Annotated in this window: 25 protein-coding genes; 8 read left to right on the top strand and 17 right to left on the bottom strand. The window is 56.3% G+C overall.

Annotated elements, in window-relative coordinates:
* Positions 1-17: 17 nt before the first annotated feature.
* From ABIC80_RS18220 to fliF, 14 genes are all read right to left on the bottom strand, one after another.
* A complete protein-coding gene (locus tag ABIC80_RS18220) occupies positions 18-617 on the bottom strand; it encodes a helix-turn-helix transcriptional regulator (protein WP_429178093.1) in 600 nt (199 codons plus the stop codon).
* A gap of 78 nt (positions 618-695) precedes the next feature.
* Entirely contained in the window at positions 696-1,475 is a 780-nt protein-coding gene (gene fliR, locus ABIC80_RS18215; RefSeq protein ID WP_042712436.1) for a flagellar biosynthetic protein FliR, read from the bottom strand.
* A 2-nt stretch (positions 1,476-1,477) separates the two neighbouring features.
* Positions 1,478-1,747, bottom strand: a complete 270-nt coding sequence (gene fliQ, locus ABIC80_RS18210) for a flagellar biosynthesis protein FliQ (RefSeq protein ID WP_042712437.1) — start codon at positions 1,745-1,747, stop codon at positions 1,478-1,480.
* Positions 1,748-1,761: 14 nt separating this feature from the next.
* Complete coding sequence (gene fliP, locus ABIC80_RS18205; protein WP_083699326.1) at positions 1,762-2,520, bottom strand: flagellar type III secretion system pore protein FliP; 759 nt, start codon at positions 2,518-2,520, stop codon at positions 1,762-1,764.
* A 1-nt stretch (position 2,521) separates the two neighbouring features.
* The gene (fliO, locus tag ABIC80_RS18200) at positions 2,522-2,923 is read right to left on the bottom strand and encodes a flagellar biosynthetic protein FliO (RefSeq protein WP_429178091.1); all 402 of its coding nucleotides are present in this window, start codon (positions 2,921-2,923) and stop codon (positions 2,522-2,524) included.
* Positions 2,923-3,324, bottom strand: coding sequence for a flagellar motor switch protein FliN (gene fliN, locus ABIC80_RS18195; protein WP_312278388.1), 402 nt, complete (start codon positions 3,322-3,324; stop codon positions 2,923-2,925). Before fliN ends, fliO begins: the two co-directional genes overlap by 1 nt.
* A 7-nt stretch (positions 3,325-3,331) precedes the next feature.
* The gene (fliM, locus tag ABIC80_RS18190; RefSeq protein WP_312278389.1) at positions 3,332-4,333 is read right to left on the bottom strand and encodes a flagellar motor switch protein FliM; all 1,002 of its coding nucleotides are present in this window, start codon (positions 4,331-4,333) and stop codon (positions 3,332-3,334) included.
* Positions 4,334-4,338: 5 nt separating this feature from the next.
* Complete coding sequence (locus ABIC80_RS18185) at positions 4,339-4,734, bottom strand: flagellar basal body-associated FliL family protein (protein WP_313276905.1); 396 nt, start codon at positions 4,732-4,734, stop codon at positions 4,339-4,341.
* 262 nt (positions 4,735-4,996) lie between these two features.
* Complete coding sequence (locus ABIC80_RS18180; protein ID WP_429178089.1) at positions 4,997-6,220, bottom strand: flagellar hook-length control protein FliK; 1,224 nt, start codon at positions 6,218-6,220, stop codon at positions 4,997-4,999.
* 1 nt (position 6,221) lies between these two features.
* Complete coding sequence (fliJ, locus tag ABIC80_RS18175) at positions 6,222-6,668, bottom strand: flagellar export protein FliJ (protein WP_225975664.1); 447 nt, start codon at positions 6,666-6,668, stop codon at positions 6,222-6,224.
* 12 nt (positions 6,669-6,680) lie between these two features.
* Complete coding sequence (gene fliI / locus ABIC80_RS18170) at positions 6,681-8,048, bottom strand: flagellar protein export ATPase FliI (protein WP_042712446.1); 1,368 nt, start codon at positions 8,046-8,048, stop codon at positions 6,681-6,683.
* Positions 8,045-8,758 carry a flagellar assembly protein FliH gene (locus ABIC80_RS18165; RefSeq protein WP_429178087.1) on the bottom strand — a complete coding sequence of 238 codons (714 nt, stop codon included), beginning with the start codon at positions 8,756-8,758 and terminating at the stop codon, positions 8,045-8,047. Before ABIC80_RS18165 ends, fliI begins: the two co-directional genes overlap by 4 nt.
* Positions 8,745-9,731, bottom strand: coding sequence for a flagellar motor switch protein FliG (fliG, locus tag ABIC80_RS18160; RefSeq protein WP_042712448.1), 987 nt, complete (start codon positions 9,729-9,731; stop codon positions 8,745-8,747). Before fliG ends, ABIC80_RS18165 begins: the two co-directional genes overlap by 14 nt.
* Positions 9,728-11,422: a flagellar basal-body MS-ring/collar protein FliF gene (fliF, locus tag ABIC80_RS18155; RefSeq protein ID WP_200580643.1), complete on the bottom strand. Its 1,695-nt coding sequence runs from the start codon at positions 11,420-11,422 to the stop codon at positions 9,728-9,730. The genes fliG and fliF overlap by 4 nt, the downstream gene beginning before the upstream one ends.
* A 241-nt stretch (positions 11,423-11,663) precedes the next feature.
* Between fliF and fliE the strand changes: the two genes are divergently transcribed.
* The 8 genes from fliE to ABIC80_RS18115 all read left to right on the top strand — a co-directional run bounded on the left by fliE (position 11,664) and on the right by ABIC80_RS18115 (position 18,860).
* A complete protein-coding gene (fliE, locus tag ABIC80_RS18150) occupies positions 11,664-12,002 on the top strand; it encodes a flagellar hook-basal body complex protein FliE (RefSeq protein ID WP_042712451.1) in 339 nt (112 codons plus the stop codon).
* A 176-nt stretch (positions 12,003-12,178) separates the two neighbouring features.
* Positions 12,179-13,036 (top strand): CheR family methyltransferase, encoded by an 858-nt coding sequence (locus ABIC80_RS18145; RefSeq protein ID WP_139965836.1) that lies wholly within the window; start codon positions 12,179-12,181, stop codon positions 13,034-13,036.
* A gap of 5 nt (positions 13,037-13,041) precedes the next feature.
* Complete coding sequence (locus ABIC80_RS18140) at positions 13,042-14,088, top strand: protein-glutamate methylesterase/protein-glutamine glutaminase (protein WP_429178085.1); 1,047 nt, start codon at positions 13,042-13,044, stop codon at positions 14,086-14,088.
* Between the two features lie 46 nt (positions 14,089-14,134).
* Positions 14,135-14,524: a chemotaxis response regulator CheY gene (cheY, locus tag ABIC80_RS18135; protein WP_042712453.1), complete on the top strand. Its 390-nt coding sequence runs from the start codon at positions 14,135-14,137 to the stop codon at positions 14,522-14,524.
* A gap of 3 nt (positions 14,525-14,527) precedes the next feature.
* Positions 14,528-15,172, top strand: a complete 645-nt coding sequence (gene cheZ / locus ABIC80_RS18130; RefSeq protein ID WP_042712454.1) for a protein phosphatase CheZ — start codon at positions 14,528-14,530, stop codon at positions 15,170-15,172.
* Positions 15,173-15,205: 33 nt separating this feature from the next.
* Positions 15,206-16,351 (top strand): flagellar biosynthesis protein FlhB, encoded by a 1,146-nt coding sequence (gene flhB, locus ABIC80_RS18125; protein WP_288883294.1) that lies wholly within the window; start codon positions 15,206-15,208, stop codon positions 16,349-16,351.
* Positions 16,351-18,459 (top strand): flagellar biosynthesis protein FlhA, encoded by a 2,109-nt coding sequence (gene flhA / locus ABIC80_RS18120; RefSeq protein WP_429178083.1) that lies wholly within the window; start codon positions 16,351-16,353, stop codon positions 18,457-18,459. The genes flhB and flhA overlap by 1 nt, the downstream gene beginning before the upstream one ends.
* On the top strand, positions 18,456-18,860 hold the full coding sequence (locus ABIC80_RS18115) for a flagellar protein FlhE (RefSeq protein ID WP_312278396.1): 405 nt from the start codon (positions 18,456-18,458) through the stop codon (positions 18,858-18,860). Before flhA ends, ABIC80_RS18115 begins: the two co-directional genes overlap by 4 nt.
* Positions 18,861-18,913: 53 nt before the next feature.
* Here the strand turns inward: ABIC80_RS18115 and fliT are convergent, their stop codons facing one another.
* From fliT to fliD, 3 genes are read right to left on the bottom strand one after another with little or no spacing between them, the layout of a single operon-like run.
* Positions 18,914-19,252: a flagellar protein FliT gene (gene fliT / locus ABIC80_RS18110; protein ID WP_054804580.1), complete on the bottom strand. Its 339-nt coding sequence runs from the start codon at positions 19,250-19,252 to the stop codon at positions 18,914-18,916.
* Positions 19,245-19,652: a flagellar export chaperone FliS gene (gene fliS, locus ABIC80_RS18105; protein WP_042712461.1), complete on the bottom strand. Its 408-nt coding sequence runs from the start codon at positions 19,650-19,652 to the stop codon at positions 19,245-19,247. The genes fliT and fliS overlap by 8 nt, the downstream gene beginning before the upstream one ends.
* A gap of 47 nt (positions 19,653-19,699) precedes the next feature.
* Complete coding sequence (gene fliD / locus ABIC80_RS18100) at positions 19,700-21,178, bottom strand: flagellar filament capping protein FliD (RefSeq protein ID WP_429178081.1); 1,479 nt, start codon at positions 21,176-21,178, stop codon at positions 19,700-19,702.
* Positions 21,179-21,589: the final 411 nt, after the last annotated feature.

Raw genomic sequence — 21,589 nt, 5'->3', positions numbered from 1 at the left:
TTTCTGAACCGACGACATCAGGCCAGGCGGCCGGTAAAGACGCCGCGGTAGTAGCTCGGGCCGATGTTAAGACGCGTGAGAATATCGCGCCGGTGAACGTAGGCGGTTTTCAGGCTGATGCCGAGCGTAGAGGAGACCTCCTGCGCGCTGGAGCCGGACGCCAGCAGGCATAACACTTCGCGCTGGCGATGAGTCAGCAGCGGCAGAACCGAAAGTTCCTGCGGTTTCGCGCGCTTTTTCGACATCAGGCCGGTAATCGACTCAAATACCGTGCGGATCGGCGCATTAAGGCTGAGCCGCAGCATATCCGGCAGCAGCGCGGGCAGCACGGGATCGAAATCCTCGCACAGCAACAGGCAGGGCAACTCCTCTTTCAGCTCCCGCAAATAGTGGGTGGTCTGCATCAACGACATCAGATTAGTGGCCTGAGTGGCCACCGCCACCAGAATACGCAGCTTATTCCCGGTCGCCCGGCTCGCCTCCTCAAGGCTGCTGATATAGCTGACGCGTAAATTGGGGCGATAGAGCTTTATCAGCGTGATCAGTCCCATCGCCGAAAAGTGATCTTCGCTGTAAATCAAAACATTAGCGTTACTGACGGAGGATTTCAGGCTCATAACCCCTTCCCTGGCAAACGTCACCTCCGGTGACGAAAAGTGAATAACAGCACGGTAAATAGCAGCATCCCTTCATAGCTATCTGAACCCCGTAAGGATCACGAACAGGCGGTCAAAAATGCCGCCCATCATATTTTCGAAGAAGGGAGCCAGCGTGAACATCACCAGCGACATGGCGACCATGCCGACGGTTAATGAAATCGGAAAACCAATGACGAAGATGGAGAGCTGCGGCGAGAGGCGGTTGAGCAGCCCCATGGTCAGGTTGAGGCACAGCAGCAGAGTGATAACCGGCAGGCCGAGCATCATGCCGTAACGGAAGATCATCTCCCCGGCGCTGACCATCGCCATAAAGCCGTTTGCACCCAACGGTGCGGCGTTGATCGGAAACGCGGTGAAACTGCTGGCCAGCACTTCCAGCATATAGAGATGTCCATCAAAAGTGAGAAACAGCAGCGTGACAAAGAGGTTTAACAGGCGCGCGACCACCGGCATACTCGGGCCGCCGGCAGGATCGTAAACCATGGCAAAGGAGAGCCCCATCTGCATACCGATAATCTCGCCCGCGTGGCGCACGGCGACAAAAATCAGCTGCACGGAAAGGCCAATGGCGATGCCGATAATCAGCTGCTGGCAGCAGGCCCAGAAGCCATCCAGCGAGGCGATGGCAATGTTGCTGGCGGGCAGCTGCGGCGCAATAAGAAAAGCGGTTAACAGCCCCAGCGCTACTTTAAAGCGGGCGCTGAGCGGCTTCTCGCTGAAAATCGGCGCGGCGCCGAACAGCGCCAGCATGCGCAGGCAGGGCCAGAAGTACTGGTTTACGTTGTCATAGAGGTGAACCAGCGAGAGCGTAAACATAGTTAGCGAATAAGGTACGGCAAGCTGGTAAAGAGCCCGCGCATGTAGTCAACCAGCGTGGTTAACATCCACGGGCCGCAGGCGATAAGTACCACCACCAGCGTCAGGATCTTGGGAATAAACGACAGAGTCATTTCGTTGATCTGCGTTGAAGCCTGCAGAATGCTGACCAGCAGGCCAGCCGCCAGTGCGGCTAACAGCAGCGGGGTGGCGATCATCAGCCCCACTTTGGTGGCCTGGAACCCCAGCGACATTACACTTTCAGGTGTCATTTTTTACTCTCTTGCTAAAAGAAGCTCTGCGCGAGGGAACCAATAATCAGCTGCCAGCCATCGACCAGCACAAACAGCATCAGCTTAAAGGGCAGCGAAATCGTCGCCGGCGGCACCATCATCATCCCCAGCGCCATCAGAATGCTGGCGACCACCAGGTCAATGATGAGAAACGGAATAAACAGCGTGAAGCCAATCTGGAAGCCGGTTTTCAGCTCACTGGTGACAAACGCAGGCACCAGGATGCTCATCGGCACCGCGTCGGCGTTAGCGAAGTCGCCAGCGTTCGCAATGCGGGAGAAGAGCGCCAGATCCCCTTCACGGGTCTGCTTCAGCATGAAGGCACGCAGCGGCTGCGAGCCCTTCTCTATGGCGACTTCCATAGAGATCTTGTCCTGCGACAGCGGCACCCAGGCGTCGTCATAGACCCGGTTCAGCACCGGCGACATCACGAAGAAGGTCAAAAAGAGCGCCAGCCCGAGCAGCACCTGGTTGGGCGGCGTGCTTGCCGTACCGAGCGCGCTGCGCAGCAGCCCCAGCACAATCACGATGCGGGTAAAGCCGGTCATCATCAGCAGGATGGCGGGCAAAAAGGTGAGCGAGGTCAGCAGCACCAGGGTCTGGACCGGCAGCGACCAGCTCTCGCCGTTCGCGGAGTGCGAGAGCAGAATGTCATTGTTGGCCGCCAGCGCCATCTGGGCCGGGAGCAGCCATCCGGCGAGCGCCAGGCCAAGGCCGCAGAGGGGCATCAGCAGGCGAGCGTTACGTTTCATCTTATTTGCTCTCACCTTTGCGCCGGGCAATGCAGTTCACTAACGCGCTCTGGAAAGTTGGCAGGAAGGAGGCTGTTTTACTCTCTTCAACGTCTGCCCGTTTCTCCATGGTCATCAGGTTAGTGATATTGTCCTGCGTCACGCCCAGCAGCAGCCATTTGTCGTCCACTTCGACCACCACCAGGCGCTCGCGCGCACCGATTGACTGGGTGTGTTTCACACAAAGAATGTTATGTCCCTTTACCATTCGCGTAGCGACGCCACTGCGGCGGGCGATCCAGGCGATAGCCGCCATTAACAGGATCACCAGCGCCAGTGCGCCGATAATATTGCCGGTGCCAACAGGCGCCATTGCTGGCGCTGCGGAGACGGGCTGAACAGCATTAAGCGACGGCGTATTCATTATCTGCTCAAACGATGCATGCGCTCAGACGGGGTAATAATGTCGGTAATACGGATGCCGAATTTATCGGAAACCACCACGACCTCGCCCTGCGCGATTAAATAACCATTGATCAAAATATCAAGCGGCTCGCCCGCGAGGCCATCCAGAGAAACTATGGAGCCTGGGCTTAATCGCAATAACTCTTTGATCGTCATTTTGGTGCGGCCTAATTCCACGGTCATTTTCACCGGGATATCGAGCACCAGATTTAAATCTTCAGATAAATTCACCATTACATCTTCCGCCTGGGAAAGCACCTCGGCACTGTTTTCACTGGACAACTGTTCACTCATTGCGTCGCCCCAAATGTCGCCGAGCGAAGACTTATTTGAGCCTGAATCATGTTCCATATCGCTCATACGACAATTACTCCTTCTTGAAACCTAACAATGTTGAATTCTGTAACGCATCAACCTGGATGGCGTATTGATTATTTGCGCTACCGTATTTACCGGTCATTACCGGCACATCATTAACAAACCCGCCAAGCTGCTCGGGCTTATCCAGCGGAATAATGTCATCCGGTTTTAGCTTCATAATTCTTGAGAGACGGGTGGAGATCTCAGCAAATTTCACTACCAACTCCAGTTCGGTATCGCGCATTTGCGAGGCTAATGAACTGCGCCACTGATTATTTTCATGCTGCGAGTTTTCCAGCGGCGGATTGGTTAACAATTCGCGAATCGGCTCAATAATGCTAAACGGCATACAGATCTGTAACTCACCGCTGTGCGAGCCAATATCCACCTGAAAAGGCGTCGTCACCACAATATCGTTCGGTGATGAGGTGATATTGGTAAATTTCACCTGTAATTCAGAACGCACAAACTCGGTTTTAATTTTGAAAATTGAGGTCCAGGCATAGTCATAGGCCTCGCGCGCCATCGCTAACATGCGCTGAATAATGCGCTGTTCCGTTGGGGTAAATTCGCGTCCGTCCGCCTTGGTCGGGAAGCGACCGTCACCGCCAAAAAGGTTATCTACCGCCGTAAAGACCAGATTTGGCGAGAAGACGAACAGCGCCGTGCCGCGTAGCGGGTTCATGTTCATCAGGTTCAGGCTGGTCATCACCGGCAGATTACGCGCAAACTCATGGTACGGCTGAATCTTAATGTTTCCTGCGGTGACATCCGGGCTACGACGCAAAATATTAAATAAGCCGATGCGAAACTGGCGCGCAAAACGTTCGTTGATAATCTCTAACGAATATAAACGTTCACGGACAACACGACGCTGCGTATTCGGATCGTAAGGCTTAATATTATCTTCTGGCGATGCGGGGGTGGCCGGCGCACTATTTTCACTGCTGCTGGGACCGCCATTCAGAAGATTGTCGATCTCATCCTGGGATAAAATACTGTCCGACATTATGATTACCGTAAGATAAATGCATTAAACAGGACGTTTGTTACCATCGGTTTATGCTGGCCTGGGAGTGAGGCATTAACCGCATCTTTGGTTTTCGCCGCGAGTAAAGCTTTTGCCTGATCGCCGGTTAATTCAGCCGCAGTTTGTTGAGAAAAGAGCACCAGTAAATGGCTACGAATTTCCGGCAGATGTTTTTCCAGCGCGATTTTCGCTTCAGCGCTCGCAACTTTAAAGGTCAGGCCGATATAGAGAATACGATCGCTGTCATGGGCATCGGGTTTCAGGCTGACGGTAAAGGTGTCGAGATCCATATAAACCGGCGTCGCTTCCACTACCGGTGCTGCGGGCGGCTTGCCACTATTAATATGGGTGACCTGATTTTTTAATTTACTGATTTCCACATAGGCATACGCGCCAATTGCGCAGACACCCAGGACAACTAACAGGATGAGTAAAATTAATAGCGGACTTTTTTTCCCGCCTTGCGCTGCTTGTTTTTTCTTCGGCATTTGATGGATAACTCTGTAGTAAAAATTAAATCAGCAATCACGCGACTGGCGAATGACCTGATGGAATGCCGTTATTTTAATACAGCACCCATCCAGGACAATTCATTGAAAAACTGAAATTAGTGACGGCACCTTGCCAGTTCACGCCCGGCTATTACGCAAAGGTGTTGATTCCGCGCGAATAATGCATAACGCGCGTGACGACCGGGCTCTCCTCCTCGGAGGAAACACTCAGATCGCCCTGCCCGCTCTCAGACTTTCCTTGTCCGGATGTATGACCGGAGTGGGCATCACCCGCCGAAGAGGAGGTGTCTGCACCTACGCTGCTCTGCCCGAGGGAAATACCGGACTCCTCAAGCATGGTGCGCAGGTTCGGCATTGCCGACTCCAGCGCCGCGCGAACGTGGTGGCTCTCGGAGACAAAATGCACCTGCGCCTGATCGTTATTTACCCGCAGGCTCACCTGCAGCGCGCCCAGCTCTTCCGGATGGAGGCGCAGCTCGGCGTGATGCACGCCGTTACGGCTAAAGACGGCAATCTGTTGACCTAAAGATTGCTGCCAGGCCGGGGTGCCGACCTCCGCCTGTAACGTAGCGGTTGCAACGGTTGAGGTAGCGATCGCGGTGGCGGGAGCGGTCGCCGTCACTGGCGCAGCCTGAGCGACGATATGCGGCGTGGCAACCGGCTCTGCACTTTTTACGTTATGCAGCGCCTGCGTTAGGCTCTCGCTAAGGGGGGCAGCCGCAGGTGAAGTCGGCAGGGCGCTGCTGTCAGCAGAAGTTAACGATTGCGCTTTACCCTCAACGGCACGCTCCGCTAATGGCATCGCGGGTTGTGCCTCGGGCCGTGTCGGCTGCGGCTTAACGCCAGCAGGCAGATCCTCGGTCGGCTTTTCCTTATCCAGCACGGCGGTGAAATTGACCTGAGTCAGCGGATCGCCAGCCTGCGGCTCAACCGGCAATGCCGCGCCGAGAAGTGGGCTTGCCGGTACGGCGGCAGCCAGCGTCGGATCGGCACTCACCTGCGGCAGTGCCGCCAGATCGGCCTGCGCCGTCTGCACGCCCTGTGCCAGCAGCGCATCCGCTGTGGCGGCAGCGGCATCAAGCGGCATCGCCAGGGTAGTCGCCGCCTGGGTAAGCAGGTCGGCAGGTAAAGCCTGAGTCGCAGGCGTGGCGTCAGCGAGCTGCGCTTTTTTATCAGCAGGCTTTTTCACCTTATCCTGCGGCGCGCCGTTCTGCCGGGCCTCCTGAGCCTGTCCGGATGAGAGCTGCTTTTTCAGTTCGCCAGCGAAGTGCCCCTCTTCCTGCGCGGAGGAGGCGGAAGCGGTCTGACGTCCCGCGTCAACGGGCGAGGCCGGGAGTGAATGTCGGATAATCATCTTATTTATTCCTTTGACTGGCGCGACGAGCGAACTCATCCATCATCTTCTGTTCCAGTCGGTTCTCTTTTAACAATCGCTGTGCGTCGGCACGGTTTTTCAGTGCTTCGAAAGCATTCAGCCGCTGCTTATCTTTTCTCCATGCTTCCTGCACGTTATCCACCGTGTACTGACTGGCAGATACTCTCCTGACTTGTTGCGCCACGACGCCATCCAGCGAGGTCAAAAAGTGCTGGTGCGCCTGGAGGGCCATAATCGATACGCCCTGATCGACAATCGTCGACTGCATCTGCTCGCGATACTCTTGCGCATAGGTCTTGAGCTGATCGAGTCGTGCGGTTTCGTTAAGGTGGGTCTGGCGCGCCGAACCGAGGCGGGTCGTGGTGTCGTTCAGTTTCTTCTCTGCCAACTCGCGCAGGACATCCATCGGGTTTTGGCTCGCCATCATTTCACCTTCACATTACGCGTTATTGCCCTGTGGAAAGAGCGCCGACAGCCCGCGATAGGAGTCGTCATATTCGCAGGACTCATGAATGCCCTGGTGCAGATAGGCCTCCATTTTTGGATAGAGGGTAATCGCCTGATCCAGCAGCGGATCGCTGCCAGCAGCATAGGCCCCCACGCTCACCAGATCGCGGTTGCGCTGATACGAAGAGAGCATCTGCTTAAAGCGCTGCACCTTTTTGTAGTGCGCCGGGTCAATCAGTTCGGTCATCGCACGGCTGATCGAGGCTTCTATGTCGATCGCCGGATAGTGGCCCGACTCGGCCAGACGACGGGAGAGCACCACGTGACCATCGAGGATCGCGCGCGCCGAGTCGGCGATCGGATCCTGCTGATCGTCCCCTTCCGTCAACACGGTATAGAAGGCGGTGATCGAACCGCCGCCTTTGATGCCGTTCCCGGCGCGCTCCACCAGCGCGGGGAGTTTGGCAAACACCGAGGGCGGATAGCCTTTGGTGGCGGGCGGCTCGCCAATCGCCAGCGCGATCTCACGCTGTGCCATCGCGTAACGGGTGAGGGAATCCATAATCAGCAGAACGTTGAGGCCGCGATCGCGGAAATCTTCTGCCAGGCGCGTGGCGTAAACCGCGCCCTGCATACGCAAAATCGGCGAAACATCGGCCGGGGCAGCAATCACCACCGAGCGTTTAAGCCCGTCTTTGCCAAGAATGTTTTCGATAAAATCTTTCACTTCGCGGCCACGTTCGCCAATCAGACCGACGACAATCACATCCGCTTTGGTAAAGCGCGCCATCATCCCCAGCAGCACGCTTTTGCCGACGCCGGAACCAGCAAACAGGCCCATGCGCTGCCCGCGCCCGACGGTAAGCAGGCCGTTAATGGCGCGCACGCCGACATCGAGCACGTTTTTAATCGGATCGCGCTGTAACGGGTTAAACGGCGGCGTAAAGAGCGGCCCGCGATCGCTGGTGTTGGGCGGCGGCAGGCCGTCGAGCGGGCGGGCGCTGGCATCAAGCACACGCCCGAGCAGCTCCGGCCCCAGCGGTAACTGTTTGCCTTTGGTGTTGCTGCCGAGCGCGTAAACGCGCGCGCCCGGCAACACGCCCTCGACGTTCTCAAGGGGCATCAAGTAGAGGATCTCACCATTAAAGCCGACCACTTCGCTCTCGACCCGCTGGATCCCCTCTTCACTTTCACGCTCGACAATGCAGAGCGTGCCGATGGGCAGCTTCAGGCCGACAGCTTCCATCACCAGACCGGTGGCGCGGGTCAGGCGGCCGTAGCGGCGAAACAGCGGCAGCGCCGCGATGCGCTTCTCGCGCAGATCCACGCCATCAAGCCATGTCTTCAGCCGCGCGGTCATAAGGAGAAATCCTCCCGGCTCAGGGTGCAGAGTTCGTTCCAGCGGGTTTCGGTGGTGGCATCAAGCTCACCGCCGTCGGTAGTCAGGCGGCAACCGCCCGGCAGCATCTGCGCATCGGTGCACAACTCCCAGCCACGGGCATGCAGCACTTCGCCCAGTTGCTCCTGAACCGACGCCGACGCCTCCGGGCTGATCCACAACTTCACCTGCCCCAGCTGTTTGGTATCTTCCTGCAACAGTTGCTGAATGCGGGTCAGCAGCCAGGCGTTGGTGGTGGTTGAGACCACGCTTTCGCCGAGCAGGCTGCGCGCTGCCATCAGCGCCACCTGCACCAGCCGCGCGGGCATCACGCTGTCGAGGCTGTCAAGGGTAATTTTGACGTTATCAACCAGCTGCGCGAACTCCTGCGCCTGCGCTTGCTGTAACTGGCGGTACTCGGCCATCCCTTTCTCGATGCCCTCTTCGCGCCCCTCTTCAAAGCCTTTCGCGTAGCCGAGTTTTGTCCCCTCTTCCACGCCGCGCGTCTGGCCCTGGGCAAACCCTTTCTGCTCGGCCTGCTTGCGCAGGCGTGAGAGTTCCATTTGTAGCGCCGCTTCACTCGCCGGATCGCTGGCCGGTACGGCGGTGCGCAGCTCGGGCTCGCTGCTTAACGTATCGTCGAGCAGGTTTTCAGGCCGCCAGGCGTGCCACTGGGTCTTAGACGTAGGCATCGTCGCCTCCACCAATCACAATCTCGCCGGTCTCCGCCAGACGACGCACCACCAGCAGGATCGCTTTCTGTTCGTTTTCGACCTGCGACATACGCACAGGGCCACGGGAGTTCAGATCGTCACGCATAATGTCGGCCTGACGTTTGGACATATTGCGGAAGAACTTGTCGCGCAGCGCGTCGTCCACGCCTTTCAGCGCGACAATCAGCGATTCGTTGTCGATATCCTGCAGGATGCGCTGGATGCTGCGATCTTCCATCTCGACCAGGTTCTCGAAGAGGAACATCTCGTCGATAATTTTCTGCGCCAGCTCCTGGTCGTATTCGCGAACCGCTTCGATAGCCGCATCTTCCTGATGAGATTTCATCAGGTTGAGGATCTCCGCCGCCGGACGCACGCCGCCCATCTTGTTGCGCTTGATGTTCTGACCATGCAGCAGGTTGTTGAGCACTTCCGTCAGCTCCTGCAGCGCCACTGGCTGCACGCCGCCGAAGGTGGCAATACGCAGCAGAATGTCGTTGCGTTCGCGCTCGTCGAATTTCGCCAGCAGATCGGCTGCCTGGCTGCGTTTCAGGTGGACAAGGATGGTGGCGATAATCTGCGGATGCTCATCACGGATGAGATCGAAGACCATCTGCGGCTCCATAAAGTTGAGCGTTTCGATGCCGTTACGATCATCGTTAGCCTCAAGCAGATCTTCGAGCAGGGTGTTAGCGCGCTCTTCGCCCAGCGCTTTCACCAGCACGCTGCGCAGGTATTCATTGGTGTTGACATCCAGCACCGCAAATTCACCGGAATCGCGGCGGAACTCCTTCATCACCACCGCCAGCTGGTCGTGGGTGTAGGTGCCCATCGAGACCATGGCGCTACTGATCATCGTCACTTCGTGGGTATTCAGGTGCTTAAAGACTTCGGCTGCACGCTCGTCACCGAGCGTCAGCATGACTATGGCGCATTTCTCGGCGGCGTTCATGACGACTTCTGCTCCTTATTTAACCATTGGCGTATCACCAGGGCGATGACCTGCGGCTCCTGGTCAGCCATTTCACGCAGATGTTGCGCCTGTTGTTCGGTTTCGACGCGCTGCTGCGCTTTGGCAGTTTCCGCGCTCTGGCGTTTACGCACCTGCTCATCCAGCTCCGCCTGGCGCACCTCTTTCTCCATCTCCAGACGCTGGATCAGCATCTCCTGATGGCGGATCCAGAAGGGTTGCACCGCCTTGCGCCACAGGATCCAGGCGATCAGCGCCACAAACAGATAGCGCGCGCCGGAGAGCATCAGCTTGATAAATTCCGGCTGTTTCCACAGCGGAACAGGCGCTTCCTCTTCCTGGTCGGTAAAGAGGGTGTTGACGACGTTCAGCGTATCGCCGCGTTTGTCGGAGAAGCCCATCACCTCTTTCACCAGCGCATTGATCTGATCCAGCTGCGCCTTGTTGAGCGCCACCGGCTTGCCATCTTTGCCCGCCTTATAGTTCACCACCACCGCAACGGAGAGGCGCTCAAGCACGCCGGTGTTGCGCTTGATGTGGGTCAGCGTTTTATCCACCTCGTAGTTGGTGGTCTCATCGCTCTGCTTGTTGTAAGGCGTCAGCGTCGGTGCCGGTGCCGCAGCGGGTGCCGCGTTATTACCATTAGCGCCGCCCTGCCTGTTGGCCTGCTGCGCTGCGGGATCTTCAATCGGCGTGGAGACCGGGGCCGGTGGCTGGTTGCTTAACGCGCCCGGCACGCCGCCGACTGCATTTTTGCCGCCCTGCTCGTTGTTGCTGCTCTGACGGCTGCGAATCGCCATATTTTCCGGGCGGCTGTTCGGCTGATACTGCTCCGCCGTCTGCTCATGCTGGGTGAAGTCAACCTGCGCTGTTACCTGAGTTCTGACGTTCTGCGTGCCGACAATCGGCGCGAGGATCGCCTGAATACGGCGCTGATAATCGGACTCCATCTTGCGCACATATTGCAGCTGCGTGGTCTGGGTGGCCTGCGCGCCGCTCTGCGACATCATGTGGCCGCTCTGATCGACAATCGTTACCCTATCGGCGCTCAGTCCCGGCACAGCGCTGGAGATCATGAAAGTAATGGCGCTCACCTGCCCTGAATCGAGCGTTCTGCCATTAATCAGGTTCAGCGTCACCGAAGCGGAAGGCTCTTTGCGATCCTGCAAAAAGAGCGACGGCTTCGGCATTGCCAGGTGGACGCGCGCCGAGCGCACCGGCCCGAGGGTTTCGATAGTGCGAGACAGTTCACCCTCCAGCGCGCGCTGGAAATTGACCTGCTCGTTGAACTGGCTGATACCAAACTTCTCCTGGTCCAGCAGTTCAAAACCGACCGAGCCGCCCTTCGGCAACCCTTGCTGCGCCAGCTTGAGACGCACTTCGTAGATCTGCTCTGAGGGGATCTCGATGGAGCCGTCATGCTCGGCAAAACGGTACGGCACCTGCATCTGTTTCAGTTGGGTGACAACCGCGCCGCCATCCTCCTCGCTGATATTGCTATAGAGCACGCGGTAGTCTGGTTCTTTCGCCCAGAACATCAGCGCAATAACAATAGAAATAGCGGCCGCAGCCGCGACAAAAAAGAGGATGCGGGGGTTAGCCCGAATATTTTCGAGCACTGCCTTTACATCGACAATGCCTTTCTTTTTACTACCGGTGATTGTGGCAGTCATGCCAATGTCCTGTAAAAGTGAATGCCGGAATTAAAAGTAAAAATAATTACGGCTCGGCTCATCTGGTATGCAATTAATAAAAGCAAATGTATTTCTCAGGAAAATTCCCGGATGCGTATTATCTACAGAAAGCCCGTTTTTCTAAGTGGTAATAAGGTGAAATTTGTGTCAGCTATTCACGTTATGTCGTTTTTCAGACCACATGGTAAGCTTGCGGCCAATAACTAATAAGGTCATTTTCATGTCGATGAATACATTAGGCGGCGTATTGGATCAGATTCAGTCGCAGGCCAGACAAGTCTCAGATATCAGTGCGTTAAACCCCTTTAACAACGCGACGCGTAAAACAGAAAGCAGTTCACAATTTTCTAATATTTTGCTTAACAGCATTAACAATATTAGCGGAATGCAGACATTTGCTAAGCAACAGTCACAGGCTTATCTCACCGGTGCCGAGGGGATCGGCCTGAATGATGTGATGGTCTCCATTCAAAAATCATCGGTGGCGTTAAACCTGGGCGTGCAGGTACGAAATAAACTCGTCAGCGCCTACCAGGAAATAATGAGCATGCCGGTATAACGCCTAAGCAATATCTTATTCTCGATTAACGCGAAAATAGTGCTGCTATTTTTCACGGCTGAATAAGTCCGGCTGTTTTATCACTGTTAATAAAATAGCCGGCATATCGCCGGTGATTCATTTTAGCGTCACCAGCAATGTGCGTTTAAAAAACCCATGGGTTTAAGCCAACACTTATGACAAAGAGCCAGAAAAATAGATTTTCATCTGCCGATAGCGCAGCGCCCACTCCGGGCACGTTGACCGGCCATGAATTAGAAAAAATCAGCGCGCTGATTTACCAGCGCGCGGGCATTGTGTTGACGCCGCAAAAAAAAGACATGGTGTTCAACCGCCTCTCCCGTCGCCTGCGCGAGCTGAATCTGCGCAGATTCGACGACTACATTGCGCTGCTGGTCAACAACCCGACCAGCCGCGAGTGGCAGGAGTTTATTAACGCCCTGACCACCAATTTGACCTCCTTTTTTCGCGAGGCGTACCACTTTCCGACGCTGGCGAAACATGCCCAGTCGCGACCGGGAATGTACAGCGTCTGGTGCGCAGCAGCCTCAACCGGCGAAGAGCCGTGGTCGATTGCGATGACGCTGGAGGCGGCGCTGGGCCGCAGTATTACCGGCCCGCGCGTGCTGGCGACCGATATCGACACCGACGTGCTGGAGCGAGCGGTACAGGGCGTTTATCGCCTGGCGGATATCGACAACCTGAGCGAGCAGCAGAAAAAAAGCTGGTTTTTACGCGGCACTGGCGAGCAGGCAAATATGGTGAAAATCAAAAGCGAATTGCGCAACAGCGTGCAGTTTCGCCAGCTCAACCTGATCGAAAGCCAGTGGGATATTCCCGCCCCGTTCGATGCGATTTTTTGCCGCAACGTGATGATCTATTTCGATCACAACACCCAGGGGAAGCTACTTCAGCGCTTCGCGAAAATGCTCAAGCCCGGCGGGCTGCTGTTCGTGGGTCACTCTGAACATTTTCAAAACATGAACAGTCCATTTCGTTTGCTCGGACAGTCCGTCTATCGCCTCGCGGAGTGAGAAGGATGAAAAAGATTAAGGTGCTCTGCATTGATGACTCGTCGCTGATTCGCAAAATCATGACGCGCATCGTCAATGAACAACCGGATATGGAAATGGTAGCGACTGCCCTCGATCCCATCATCGCCCGCGATTTGATCAAGCAGCACAACCCGGATGTGCTGACGCTGGATGTTGAAATGCCGCGTATGGATGGCCTCGATTTTCTTGAGCGCCTGATGCGTCTGCGCCCGATGCCGGTGGTGATGCTCTCCTCGCTGACCAATAAGGGCTCGGACATTACCCTCAGCGCGCTGGATCTGGGGGCGGTTGATTTTATTACCAAGCCGGAGACCGGTTTGCAGGACGGCATGGCGCACTACAGCGAGATGATTGTCGACAAAATCCGTATGGCGGCGAAAGCGCGCGTGACCCGCCGCGACGGTAAGCCGCAGCCGCGGCGTATTGTTCACGGCCCGCTGATTGGCAGCGAAAAGATTATTGCTATTGGTTCATCGACCGGTGGCACCGAGGCGCTGCGCCAGCTGCTGGTGCCGATGCCCGCCACCAGCCCCGGCATCGTGATTGCGCAGCATATGCCGGGCGGTTTTACCCGCTCGTTCGCCAACCGGCTCGACCATCTCTGTCAGATGTCGGTACAGGAGGCTGAAGAGGGCGACCGCGTCCTGCCCGGTCATGTTTACATCGCGCCGGGCGGCTTCCATATGGAGCTGACGCGCAGCGGGGCGAACTATCACATCAAATTGAGTGATGACTCGCCGATCAACCGCCATCGTCCGTCGGTGGATGCGCTCTTTCACTCCGTCGCACGCTGCGCGGGGAAAAACGCCGTCGGGGCGATTTTAACCGGCATGGGCAGCGACGGTGCCGCCGGCCTGCTGGCGATGCGTGAAGCCGGCGCATGGACCATCGCCCAGAGCGAGCGCAGCTGCGTGGTCTTTGGTATGCCGCGCGAAGCGATTGCCCTTGGCGCCGCCTGCGAAACGGTCGATCTGGACCAGATTGGCCAGCACATTTTGAACCACTCGGCCGATCAGGCTCGCAGAATTTAACCACCACCCCACTACCCGTTCCACTTACTGAGTTTAGGAAATAGAGATGGCCGACAAGAACTTACGTTTTTTAGTTGTCGATGACTTCGCCACCATGCGACGCATTGTGCGCAACCTTTTGAAAGATTTGGGCTTTAACCGCGTTGAAGAGGCGGAAGATGGCCTGGATGCGCTGAACAAGCTGCGCGAAGACGCCTTCGACTTTGTGATCAGCGACTGGAACATGCCCAACATGGACGGCTTACAGCTGCTGACGGAAATTCGCAACGATGCGAATTTGAAAACCATGCCGGTGCTGATGGTCACTGCCGAAGCGAAGAAAGAGAACATCATCGCCGCCGCGCAGGCCGGAGCCAGCGGCTACGTGGTGAAACCGTTCACCGCGGCGACGCTTGAAGAGAAGCTGAACAAAATTTTTGAAAAGATCGGCTGGTAACCCATGACGGCGGAACATACGCAACCTGAAGAGGATTTCAAAGGCATCTTCTCCCGCGTCGGGCAACTGGCGCGACTGCTGCGCGACAGCCTGGTCGACCTCGGGCTGGATCGCACCATTATCGAAGCGGCTGATGCCATTCCGGATACCCGTGAGCGGTTGAACTATGTGGTAGGCAAAACCGCGCAGGCCGCCGAGCGCGTGCTGACCTGCGTCGAAGAGGCGCGCCCGCTGCAGGAGAGGATCGTTAATGACGGCGAGCAGCTGGCGACACGTTGGGATGCCTGGTTTGCCGCGCCCGTGGAACTCGCCGATGCCCGGGAGTTAGTCACCGCGACCCGTGACTACCTGACGCAGGCACCGCAGGCGGCACGCAAAAGCGATGAGCATCTGATGGAGATCATGATGGCGCAGGACTTCCAGGATCTTACCGGCCAGGTGATTCGCCGCATGATGTCGCTGATTGAAACGGTCGAGACCGAGCTTATCCAGGTGCTGCTGGAGTACGTGCCAGATGCGCCGCAGGAGAAGAGAGTGAAAGAGGATGAAGTGACGCTGGTCAACGGTCCGCAGGTCGACAGCAACAAAGCCGGAGTAATGGCGACGCAAGATCAGGTCGATGACCTGCTTGATTCGCTGGGCTTCTAAAGCAGCGGGCGCGGCCCGTGCACTGAGCAGATCATGTCAGAAGAGAGTGACGTAGAAAAAACCGAAGAACCCACGCCCCACCGAAAACAGAAGGCGCGTGAAGAGGGGCAGATCCCACGCTCGAAAGAGCTGAGTTCGTTACTGATGCTGCTGGCCGGCTGGGCGCTGATGCTCTCCGGCGGCAATCAGTTTGCCCACAACATGATGCAACTGCTGCGCAGCGGGCTGGTGCTCAACCGCTTACCGGTGATGGATCCGCAGTCGATGTTCCATCAGGCGCGCTTTTTACTGGAGATGATGGGCAGTGCGCTGCTGCCCATCTTATTCGGTCTCTTCATCACCGGGATTGCCGCGCCGATGCTGCTGGGTGGGGTCAATTTAAGCGGCAAATCGCTGAAGGTCGATCTCAAGCGGTTGTCGCTGTTGCAGGGGCTGAAACGGCTCTTCTCCGCGCAGGTGATGTCGGAAATGCTCAAAGGTAGTCTGAGGGTGGCGCTGGTGGCGTGCGCCTTCGCGCTCTACCTCTACAACAACAAAGCGCATTTCATCCAGCTGGTTAACGAAGCGTTACCGATGGCCGTCGCCCACGCCATGAGCATGGTACTTAACTGCCTGCTGATGGTGATCTTCTTCCTGCTGCCGGTGGTGGGCTACGACGTCTTTTACCAAATCACGAGTCACCTGAAGAAGCTGCGCATGAGCCGCCAGGAGATCCGCGATGAGTTTAAACAACAAGAGGGCGATCCGCATATCAAGAGCCGCATCAAGCAGATGCAGCGCGCGGCGGCTCGCAGCCGGATGATGGCCGACATCCCGCAAGCGGATGTCATCGTCAATAACCCGACGCACTACTCGGTGGCGCTCTCCTACAAAGAGGGCGGCATGAGTGCGCCGACGGTGGTGGCGAAAGGTGCCGGCGACATCGCCTTAAAAATACGTGAGCTGGGCGCGCAACACCGCGTGCCGATGCTCGAAGCGCCCCCGCTTGCCCGTGCGCTCTATCGCCACTGTGATATTGGCGAGCAGATCCCGGGTGAGCTTTATAGCGCCGTCGCGGAAGTTCTGGCCTGGGTTTACGGCCTGCGACGCTGGCGCAGTAGCGGCGGCATTCCGCCGAAAAAACCCGGGAACCTTGCGGTTCCTGCGTCGATGGATTTCGCAACTGAGAGTAAAGACTGATGGCTAATCTCGCCAGCAAACTACGCTTACCGGCGTTTAAAGAAACCGAATGGCAAATTATGGCCGGCCCGGTGCTGATCATGCTGATTCTGGCAATGATGGTGCTGCCGCTGCCCGCCTTTTTGCTCGATACGCTCTTCACCTTCAATATCGTCCTGTCGTTGATGATCCTGCTGGTGGCGATGTTTACGCAGAAGACCCTCGAGTTTTCCGCCTTCCCGACGGTGCTGCTCTTCTCAACCCTGTTGCGACTGGCACTTAACATCGCCTCAACGCGTATTATTTTGATGGAGGGCCACACCGGTGCCGCCGCCGCAGGCCGGGTGGTTGAGGCCTTCGGCCACTTCCTGGTGGGCGGCAACTTCGCGATTGGTATCGTGGTGTTCGCCATCCTCATCATCATCAACTTTATGGTCATCACCAAAGGTGCCGGGCGTATCGCCGAAGTGGGCGCGCGCTTTGTGCTCGACGGCATGCCCGGCAAACAGATGGCGATCGACGCCGACCTCAACGCCGGGCTTATCGGCGAAGCCGAGGCCAAACGTCGCCGCAGCGAAGTGACCCAGGAGTCCGACTTTTACGGCTCGATGGATGGTGCGAGTAAGTTCGTGCGCGGGGATGCGATCGCCGGGCTGCTGATCATGGCGATTAACGTCATCGGCGGTCTGACCATCGGCGTGCTTCAGCACGGCCTGAGCGTCGCCGAAGCGGGCGAGACTTACACCCTGCTGACCATCGGTGACGGCCTGGTGGCGCAGATCCCGGCGCTGATTATCTCGACCGCCGCCGGTGTGATTGTCACCCGCGTCTCCAATGATGAAGATATCGGCGAGCAGATGGTCAGCCAGCTGTTCAACAACCCGCGGGTGATGGTGCTTTCTGCTGGCGTTATCGGCCTGCTGGGGCTGATCCCCGGCATGCCTAACTTTGTCTTCCTGATGTTTACCGCCATTCTGCTGGGGCTCGCCTGGTGGATGCGCGGCCGCCAAATGAAGCAACCTGCCGCCGCCAGGCGCGGTACTGCCGATGATAAAGATAGCGCCAGCGCGCAGGCCGCCAACGATCACGCCTCTGCCGAAGCCTCGTGGGAAGATGTCGAGATGGAAGATGTGCTCGGCCTCGAAGTGGGTTATCGCCTGATTCCGCTGGTTGACAGTACCCAGGATGGCCAGTTGCTGGTGCGCGTACGCGGTATCCGTAAGAAGTTCGCCCAGGAGATGGGCTTTCTGCCGCCGCCGATCCATATTCGCGATAACCTCGATCTGGCGCCCGGTCATTACCGCATTCTGCTGAAGGGCGTAGAGATTGGCAGCGGCGATATTGAGTCCGACCGCTGGATGGCGATCAACCCCGGCTATGCCGAAGGGACGCTGCCGGGTACGCCGTGCGTCGATCCGGCGTTTGGTCTGCCCGCCTGCTGGATCGATGAAGTGTTGCGTGAACAGGCGCAGATCCAGGGCTTTACGGTGGTCGATCCCAGCTCGGTGATCGCCACCCACCTGAACCATCTCATCACGCTGCACACCGAAGAGCTGTTCAGCCGCCAGGAGACGCAGCAGCTGCTCGATCGCATCACCAAAGAGATGCCGAAGCTGGTGGAAGATCTGATCCCGGGCGTTATCTCCGTAACGCTGTTCCACAAAGTGTTGCAGAACCTGCTGGCCGAGCGTGTGTCGATCCGCGATATGCGCACCATTATCGATACGCTGGCGGAGTATGCGCCGGTGCAGAACGATCCGGATGAGCTCACCTCGCAGGTGCGCGTACGTCTGGGCCGCGCGATCACCGCCCAGTGGTTCCGCAATGATGACGATATCAAAGTGATTGGCCTCGACAGCGCGCTGGAGAGATTGTTGATTCAGTCACTGCAAAGCGGTAGCGCCATTGAGCCGGGTATCGCGGAAAACCTGATGCGCCAGGCCGATCGCGCCATTACCGAACAGCAGTCCCTCGGCGTCTCGCCGGTGGTGCTGGTCAACCCGGCGCTGCGCGCCATGGTGTCGCGCTTCCTGCGCCGCGCCTTCCCGCAGCTTGGCGTGCTGTCTACCATGGAGATCAGCAACAATAAAACGGTGCAGATGACCGCCGTGATTGGCACCAGTGCATGAAACGCGCCCTGCTGATAAGCCTGCTGCTGGCATTGCCGGCAGCGGCTCAACCGCCACAAGGCGCGTGGAGCGCCACAAGTATGGGCGGCAGCGTCAGCCTCGGTAAAGCGATCCTGCGCGCCCGCCCGCTGCATGCCCCTGACCACCTCTCCCCTTCTGCGCGCGTGACGCACTTCTCCTGGCGCATTACCCTGCTCACCCCTCCCCCTCCGGGATTAGAGATTAAGCTCTGTCGCATCGAGCGCTGCGTCATATTACCCGCGCTTGCGGGAACGCAACGCGTGGCGATACCTTTTCCAGCCAGCGGAGAGTTTCGTTTTATCTATTCTGTGAACCGTGCCGGTCAACTGCAGCCGCCGCTTACTGTGCTGCGCAATCAATTAACCGTGAATTATCGTTAGGGTAATTAAAAAGGCTCCAGGTTTAGAATCAACCTACAGCCTTTTTTATAAACTCAATGTAACGAAGGGGCTTGATGAAGGGTATAAAGTTGGCTGCACCGGGCACCACGATGTATAGAGGATAAGTTCTGCTTTAACGTATCAAGACGCGCCCGTAAATTGCGGGTGATTTCAGCTTCATTATCGAGCAACTGTTGTAGCAGACCTTTCAGCGCCTCTTTTTCACTGGCCGAAAGGGCATCCGTACTGTTATTTAAAATATCCTGCTTCTTGATGACATAACGCGAAGCAACCTCAATAAAATCATCCCAGCGCGCTTCTCTCGCCATTGCGAGGATCGCCAGGTTCATCTCATACAGCTCGCGATAGTAATGAGGGATTATTTCAGCCATAGCGCACCCTTTTCTGTGCCGGTTCAATCTCTTTCCAGGTCGCTGCCAGCTTCATTAATAAACCATCAATATGTTTTAACGGCTCGGGATTATTATGCAGATTGGCCTCAAGCAGCGTGCGCGACATATATTCATACATCTGCTCGAGGTCAGCGGCGATACCTTTTCCGGTTTCATGATCGAGCGCGGCGCGCAGGCCGTTATCAATAATATTGATCGCTTTTGAAATCATTTTGCCGCGCTGGGCGACATTACCGTTCTCAAAATGGATGGCGGCCTGCAGGATGGCGCTGTGCGCGCCGTCAAACAGCATAGTAATTAACTGGTGCGGCGTCGCGCCAGCGAGTTTGCTTTGCAGCGAAATCCGGGCGTAGGCGTTGGCGCCTTGTGATGCATACATAAAAAGCTCCTCAAAGCAGGCCGATAACGGCCTGCTGTAAATAAAAATTAGAGTGTGGAGAGCAGCGAGGTGAGCTGCGAGCTCATGCTGTTGAGGTTCGACATCAGGGAGTCCAGGTTCTGGAACTGCACGCGGTAAACCTCCACCTGCGCATCAATCAGCTTCTGGGTTTTATCGATCTGCGCCTGTACGATTTCAGTCTGATCCTCCAGGCTGTCGGTCGCCCCTTCGATGATGCCGTCGGTGTCGGTTTTCGAATCCCCCAGGTAATCGGTCATGATTTTGCCGAGCGACGTGGCCATACCTTCGCTATCGCTGCGTCCGGTGAACATGGTGGCAATCTCTTCCGGGTTATCGGCAATCGCTTCGTCCAGCGTATCTTCATCCAGAGTCATCTGGCCGGTAGCGGCATCGATAGTAATGCCTAAATCTGCCAGTGAACCGTAAGTTGCGCCCGCATCGCCATACACACCGTTAACGGTTGAGCGCAGCTCGCTCACCAGCCCACGCAGCGTGGAGTCGCCCATCAGCGAACCGTTGTCGGAGTTTTCGGTCGCCACTTCTTCATCGCCCAGATCGGAGGTATCTGCCGCGACATACTTACTGGAAGAGGTGGTTTGCTTGAGCAACGCGTTGTATTTACTGACGAAGTCTTGCAGGCTGGTTTTGATCGCCGAGGTATCGTTGGTCAGCGTTAACTGCTCAGCGTCACCATTTTCCGACACGGTTTTCAGGTTCAGCGTGACGCCATCAATGATGTCGGTGATGTTGTTGCTGGAACGGGTGTAGTCCGAGCCGTCGACGCGCAGTTTGGCATCTTTGGCGTCGGAGACCGAAATCATATTGTCGCTCTGGCCCGGGTCATTAATCACCTGGCCCTGATCGTCAATATGCTGACCGCCGTTAGCGGTATCAAGCACGCCCGCCAGCGAAGCATCGCCATCCACTTTTACCGACATTTCGCCGTCGGAACCGGTAGTTTTCGAGCTCAGCACTAGCTGGTAGCCATCATCGGTACGCTGTACCGAGGCGGTGACGTTGCCCTTCTCTTTATTGATCGCTTTCGCAATCTGGTTCAGCGACGTTTCATCATCTTCCAGTTCAACTTCCATGGTTTTGCCGTCGTTCTGGGTGATGGTGATGGTGCGCGTACCGCCGGTGTTACTGGTGCCAAGCGCGGTATCGGCACTGGCTTGCGCCTGGGTTTTTAGCTTGTGCGCGGCAGCTAACTGGGAGATGGTCACCGAATGGCTGTCGGCTTGTGCGCTGCTGGTTGCCGTGGCGGTGAACGCTTCGTTGCTGCTGACGTTTAATTTATTAAAGGCATCACCGCTCATGGTGGTGATGCTTTTTTGCAGCGTCGACATCAGGCTGGAGATTTTGCCCCAGTCGGAAATCTGCGACTCATATTTGCTCTTAAGGTTGGTATAAGGCGTCAGTCGCGTTTGCTCGGCCGCCTGAATCTGGTCAAGCATCGAGGCTGTATCAATCCCGCCGGTACCGACGCCTAGTGATGAAATACCCATTTTTTCTCCTGTCGGAAATCTCGTTTTGCGGTGGTTCTCTATTAAGCTATCGGCGCAGGAAAATAAAAGATGAATTTTTTACCGTTATCTAAAAAACAACAAATATATAGCCAGCCGTCTTCCCTTACGTATTAACAGGCCATCAAACAGCTTTTCAAAAAGCATTATTTTATTGCTTTTAAATGGCAGCAAAAATGGCTTTAATTTGGCCTATCGCTCTCTCCTCATCTTTTCTTCTTTATATAGGAAGAGTCACCAAAGAAATCATCAACCACTAACCCACAACTAAATAGTCGATATAACGCCACTCCTGGCGCCAATTCTTAAAATAAAAACAAAAAACGTATAAATAAGAGACAGAATTGCATCAAAACGGCGTGTTTAATCAAAAAACGGTCGATTCAATAAAAA

This window comes from Kosakonia sp. 1610, from assembly GCF_050435845.1.
Taxonomy (GTDB): Bacteria; Pseudomonadota; Gammaproteobacteria; order Enterobacterales; family Enterobacteriaceae; genus Kosakonia; species Kosakonia cowanii.
The sequence above is the reverse complement of the archived record's forward strand: the minus strand, read 5'-3'. Positions and strand labels throughout refer to the sequence as shown.

What these genes read in the sequence shown, in the direction of transcription:
- ABIC80_RS18220 (WP_429178093.1), bottom strand. Translation starts at nt 617, where the DNA reads ATGAGCCTGAAATCCTCCGTCAGTAACGCTAATGTTTTGATTTACAGC.
- fliR (WP_042712436.1), bottom strand. Translation starts at nt 1,475, where the DNA reads ATGTTTACGCTCTCGCTGGTTCACCTCTATGACAACGTAAACCAGTAC.
- fliQ (WP_042712437.1), bottom strand. Translation starts at nt 1,747, where the DNA reads ATGACACCTGAAAGTGTAATGTCGCTGGGGTTCCAGGCCACCAAAGTG.
- fliP (WP_083699326.1), bottom strand. Translation starts at nt 2,520, where the DNA reads ATGAAACGTAACGCTCGCCTGCTGATGCCCCTCTGCGGCCTTGGCCTG.
- fliO (WP_429178091.1), bottom strand. Translation starts at nt 2,923, where the DNA reads ATGAATACGCCGTCGCTTAATGCTGTTCAGCCCGTCTCCGCAGCGCCA.
- fliN (WP_312278388.1), bottom strand. Translation starts at nt 3,324, where the DNA reads ATGAGCGATATGGAACATGATTCAGGCTCAAATAAGTCTTCGCTCGGC.
- fliM (WP_312278389.1), bottom strand. Translation starts at nt 4,333, where the DNA reads ATGTCGGACAGTATTTTATCCCAGGATGAGATCGACAATCTTCTGAAT.
- ABIC80_RS18180 (WP_429178089.1), bottom strand. Translation starts at nt 6,220, where the DNA reads ATGATTATCCGACATTCACTCCCGGCCTCGCCCGTTGACGCGGGACGT.
- fliJ (WP_225975664.1), bottom strand. Translation starts at nt 6,668, where the DNA reads ATGATGGCGAGCCAAAACCCGATGGATGTCCTGCGCGAGTTGGCAGAG.
- fliI (WP_042712446.1), bottom strand. Translation starts at nt 8,048, where the DNA reads ATGACCGCGCGGCTGAAGACATGGCTTGATGGCGTGGATCTGCGCGAG.
- ABIC80_RS18165 (WP_429178087.1), bottom strand. Translation starts at nt 8,758, where the DNA reads ATGCCTACGTCTAAGACCCAGTGGCACGCCTGGCGGCCTGAAAACCTG.
- fliG (WP_042712448.1), bottom strand. Translation starts at nt 9,731, where the DNA reads ATGAACGCCGCCGAGAAATGCGCCATAGTCATGCTGACGCTCGGTGAC.
- fliF (WP_200580643.1), bottom strand. Translation starts at nt 11,422, where the DNA reads ATGACTGCCACAATCACCGGTAGTAAAAAGAAAGGCATTGTCGATGTA.
- fliE (WP_042712451.1), top strand. Translation starts at nt 11,664, where the DNA reads ATGTCGATGAATACATTAGGCGGCGTATTGGATCAGATTCAGTCGCAG.
- ABIC80_RS18145 (WP_139965836.1), top strand. Translation starts at nt 12,179, where the DNA reads ATGACAAAGAGCCAGAAAAATAGATTTTCATCTGCCGATAGCGCAGCG.
- ABIC80_RS18140 (WP_429178085.1), top strand. Translation starts at nt 13,042, where the DNA reads ATGAAAAAGATTAAGGTGCTCTGCATTGATGACTCGTCGCTGATTCGC.
- cheY (WP_042712453.1), top strand. Translation starts at nt 14,135, where the DNA reads ATGGCCGACAAGAACTTACGTTTTTTAGTTGTCGATGACTTCGCCACC.
- cheZ (WP_042712454.1), top strand. Translation starts at nt 14,528, where the DNA reads ATGACGGCGGAACATACGCAACCTGAAGAGGATTTCAAAGGCATCTTC.
- flhB (WP_288883294.1), top strand. Translation starts at nt 15,206, where the DNA reads ATGTCAGAAGAGAGTGACGTAGAAAAAACCGAAGAACCCACGCCCCAC.
- flhA (WP_429178083.1), top strand. Translation starts at nt 16,351, where the DNA reads ATGGCTAATCTCGCCAGCAAACTACGCTTACCGGCGTTTAAAGAAACC.
- ABIC80_RS18115 (WP_312278396.1), top strand. Translation starts at nt 18,456, where the DNA reads ATGAAACGCGCCCTGCTGATAAGCCTGCTGCTGGCATTGCCGGCAGCG.
- fliT (WP_054804580.1), bottom strand. Translation starts at nt 19,252, where the DNA reads ATGGCTGAAATAATCCCTCATTACTATCGCGAGCTGTATGAGATGAAC.
- fliS (WP_042712461.1), bottom strand. Translation starts at nt 19,652, where the DNA reads ATGTATGCATCACAAGGCGCCAACGCCTACGCCCGGATTTCGCTGCAA.
- fliD (WP_429178081.1), bottom strand. Translation starts at nt 21,178, where the DNA reads ATGGGTATTTCATCACTAGGCGTCGGTACCGGCGGGATTGATACAGCC.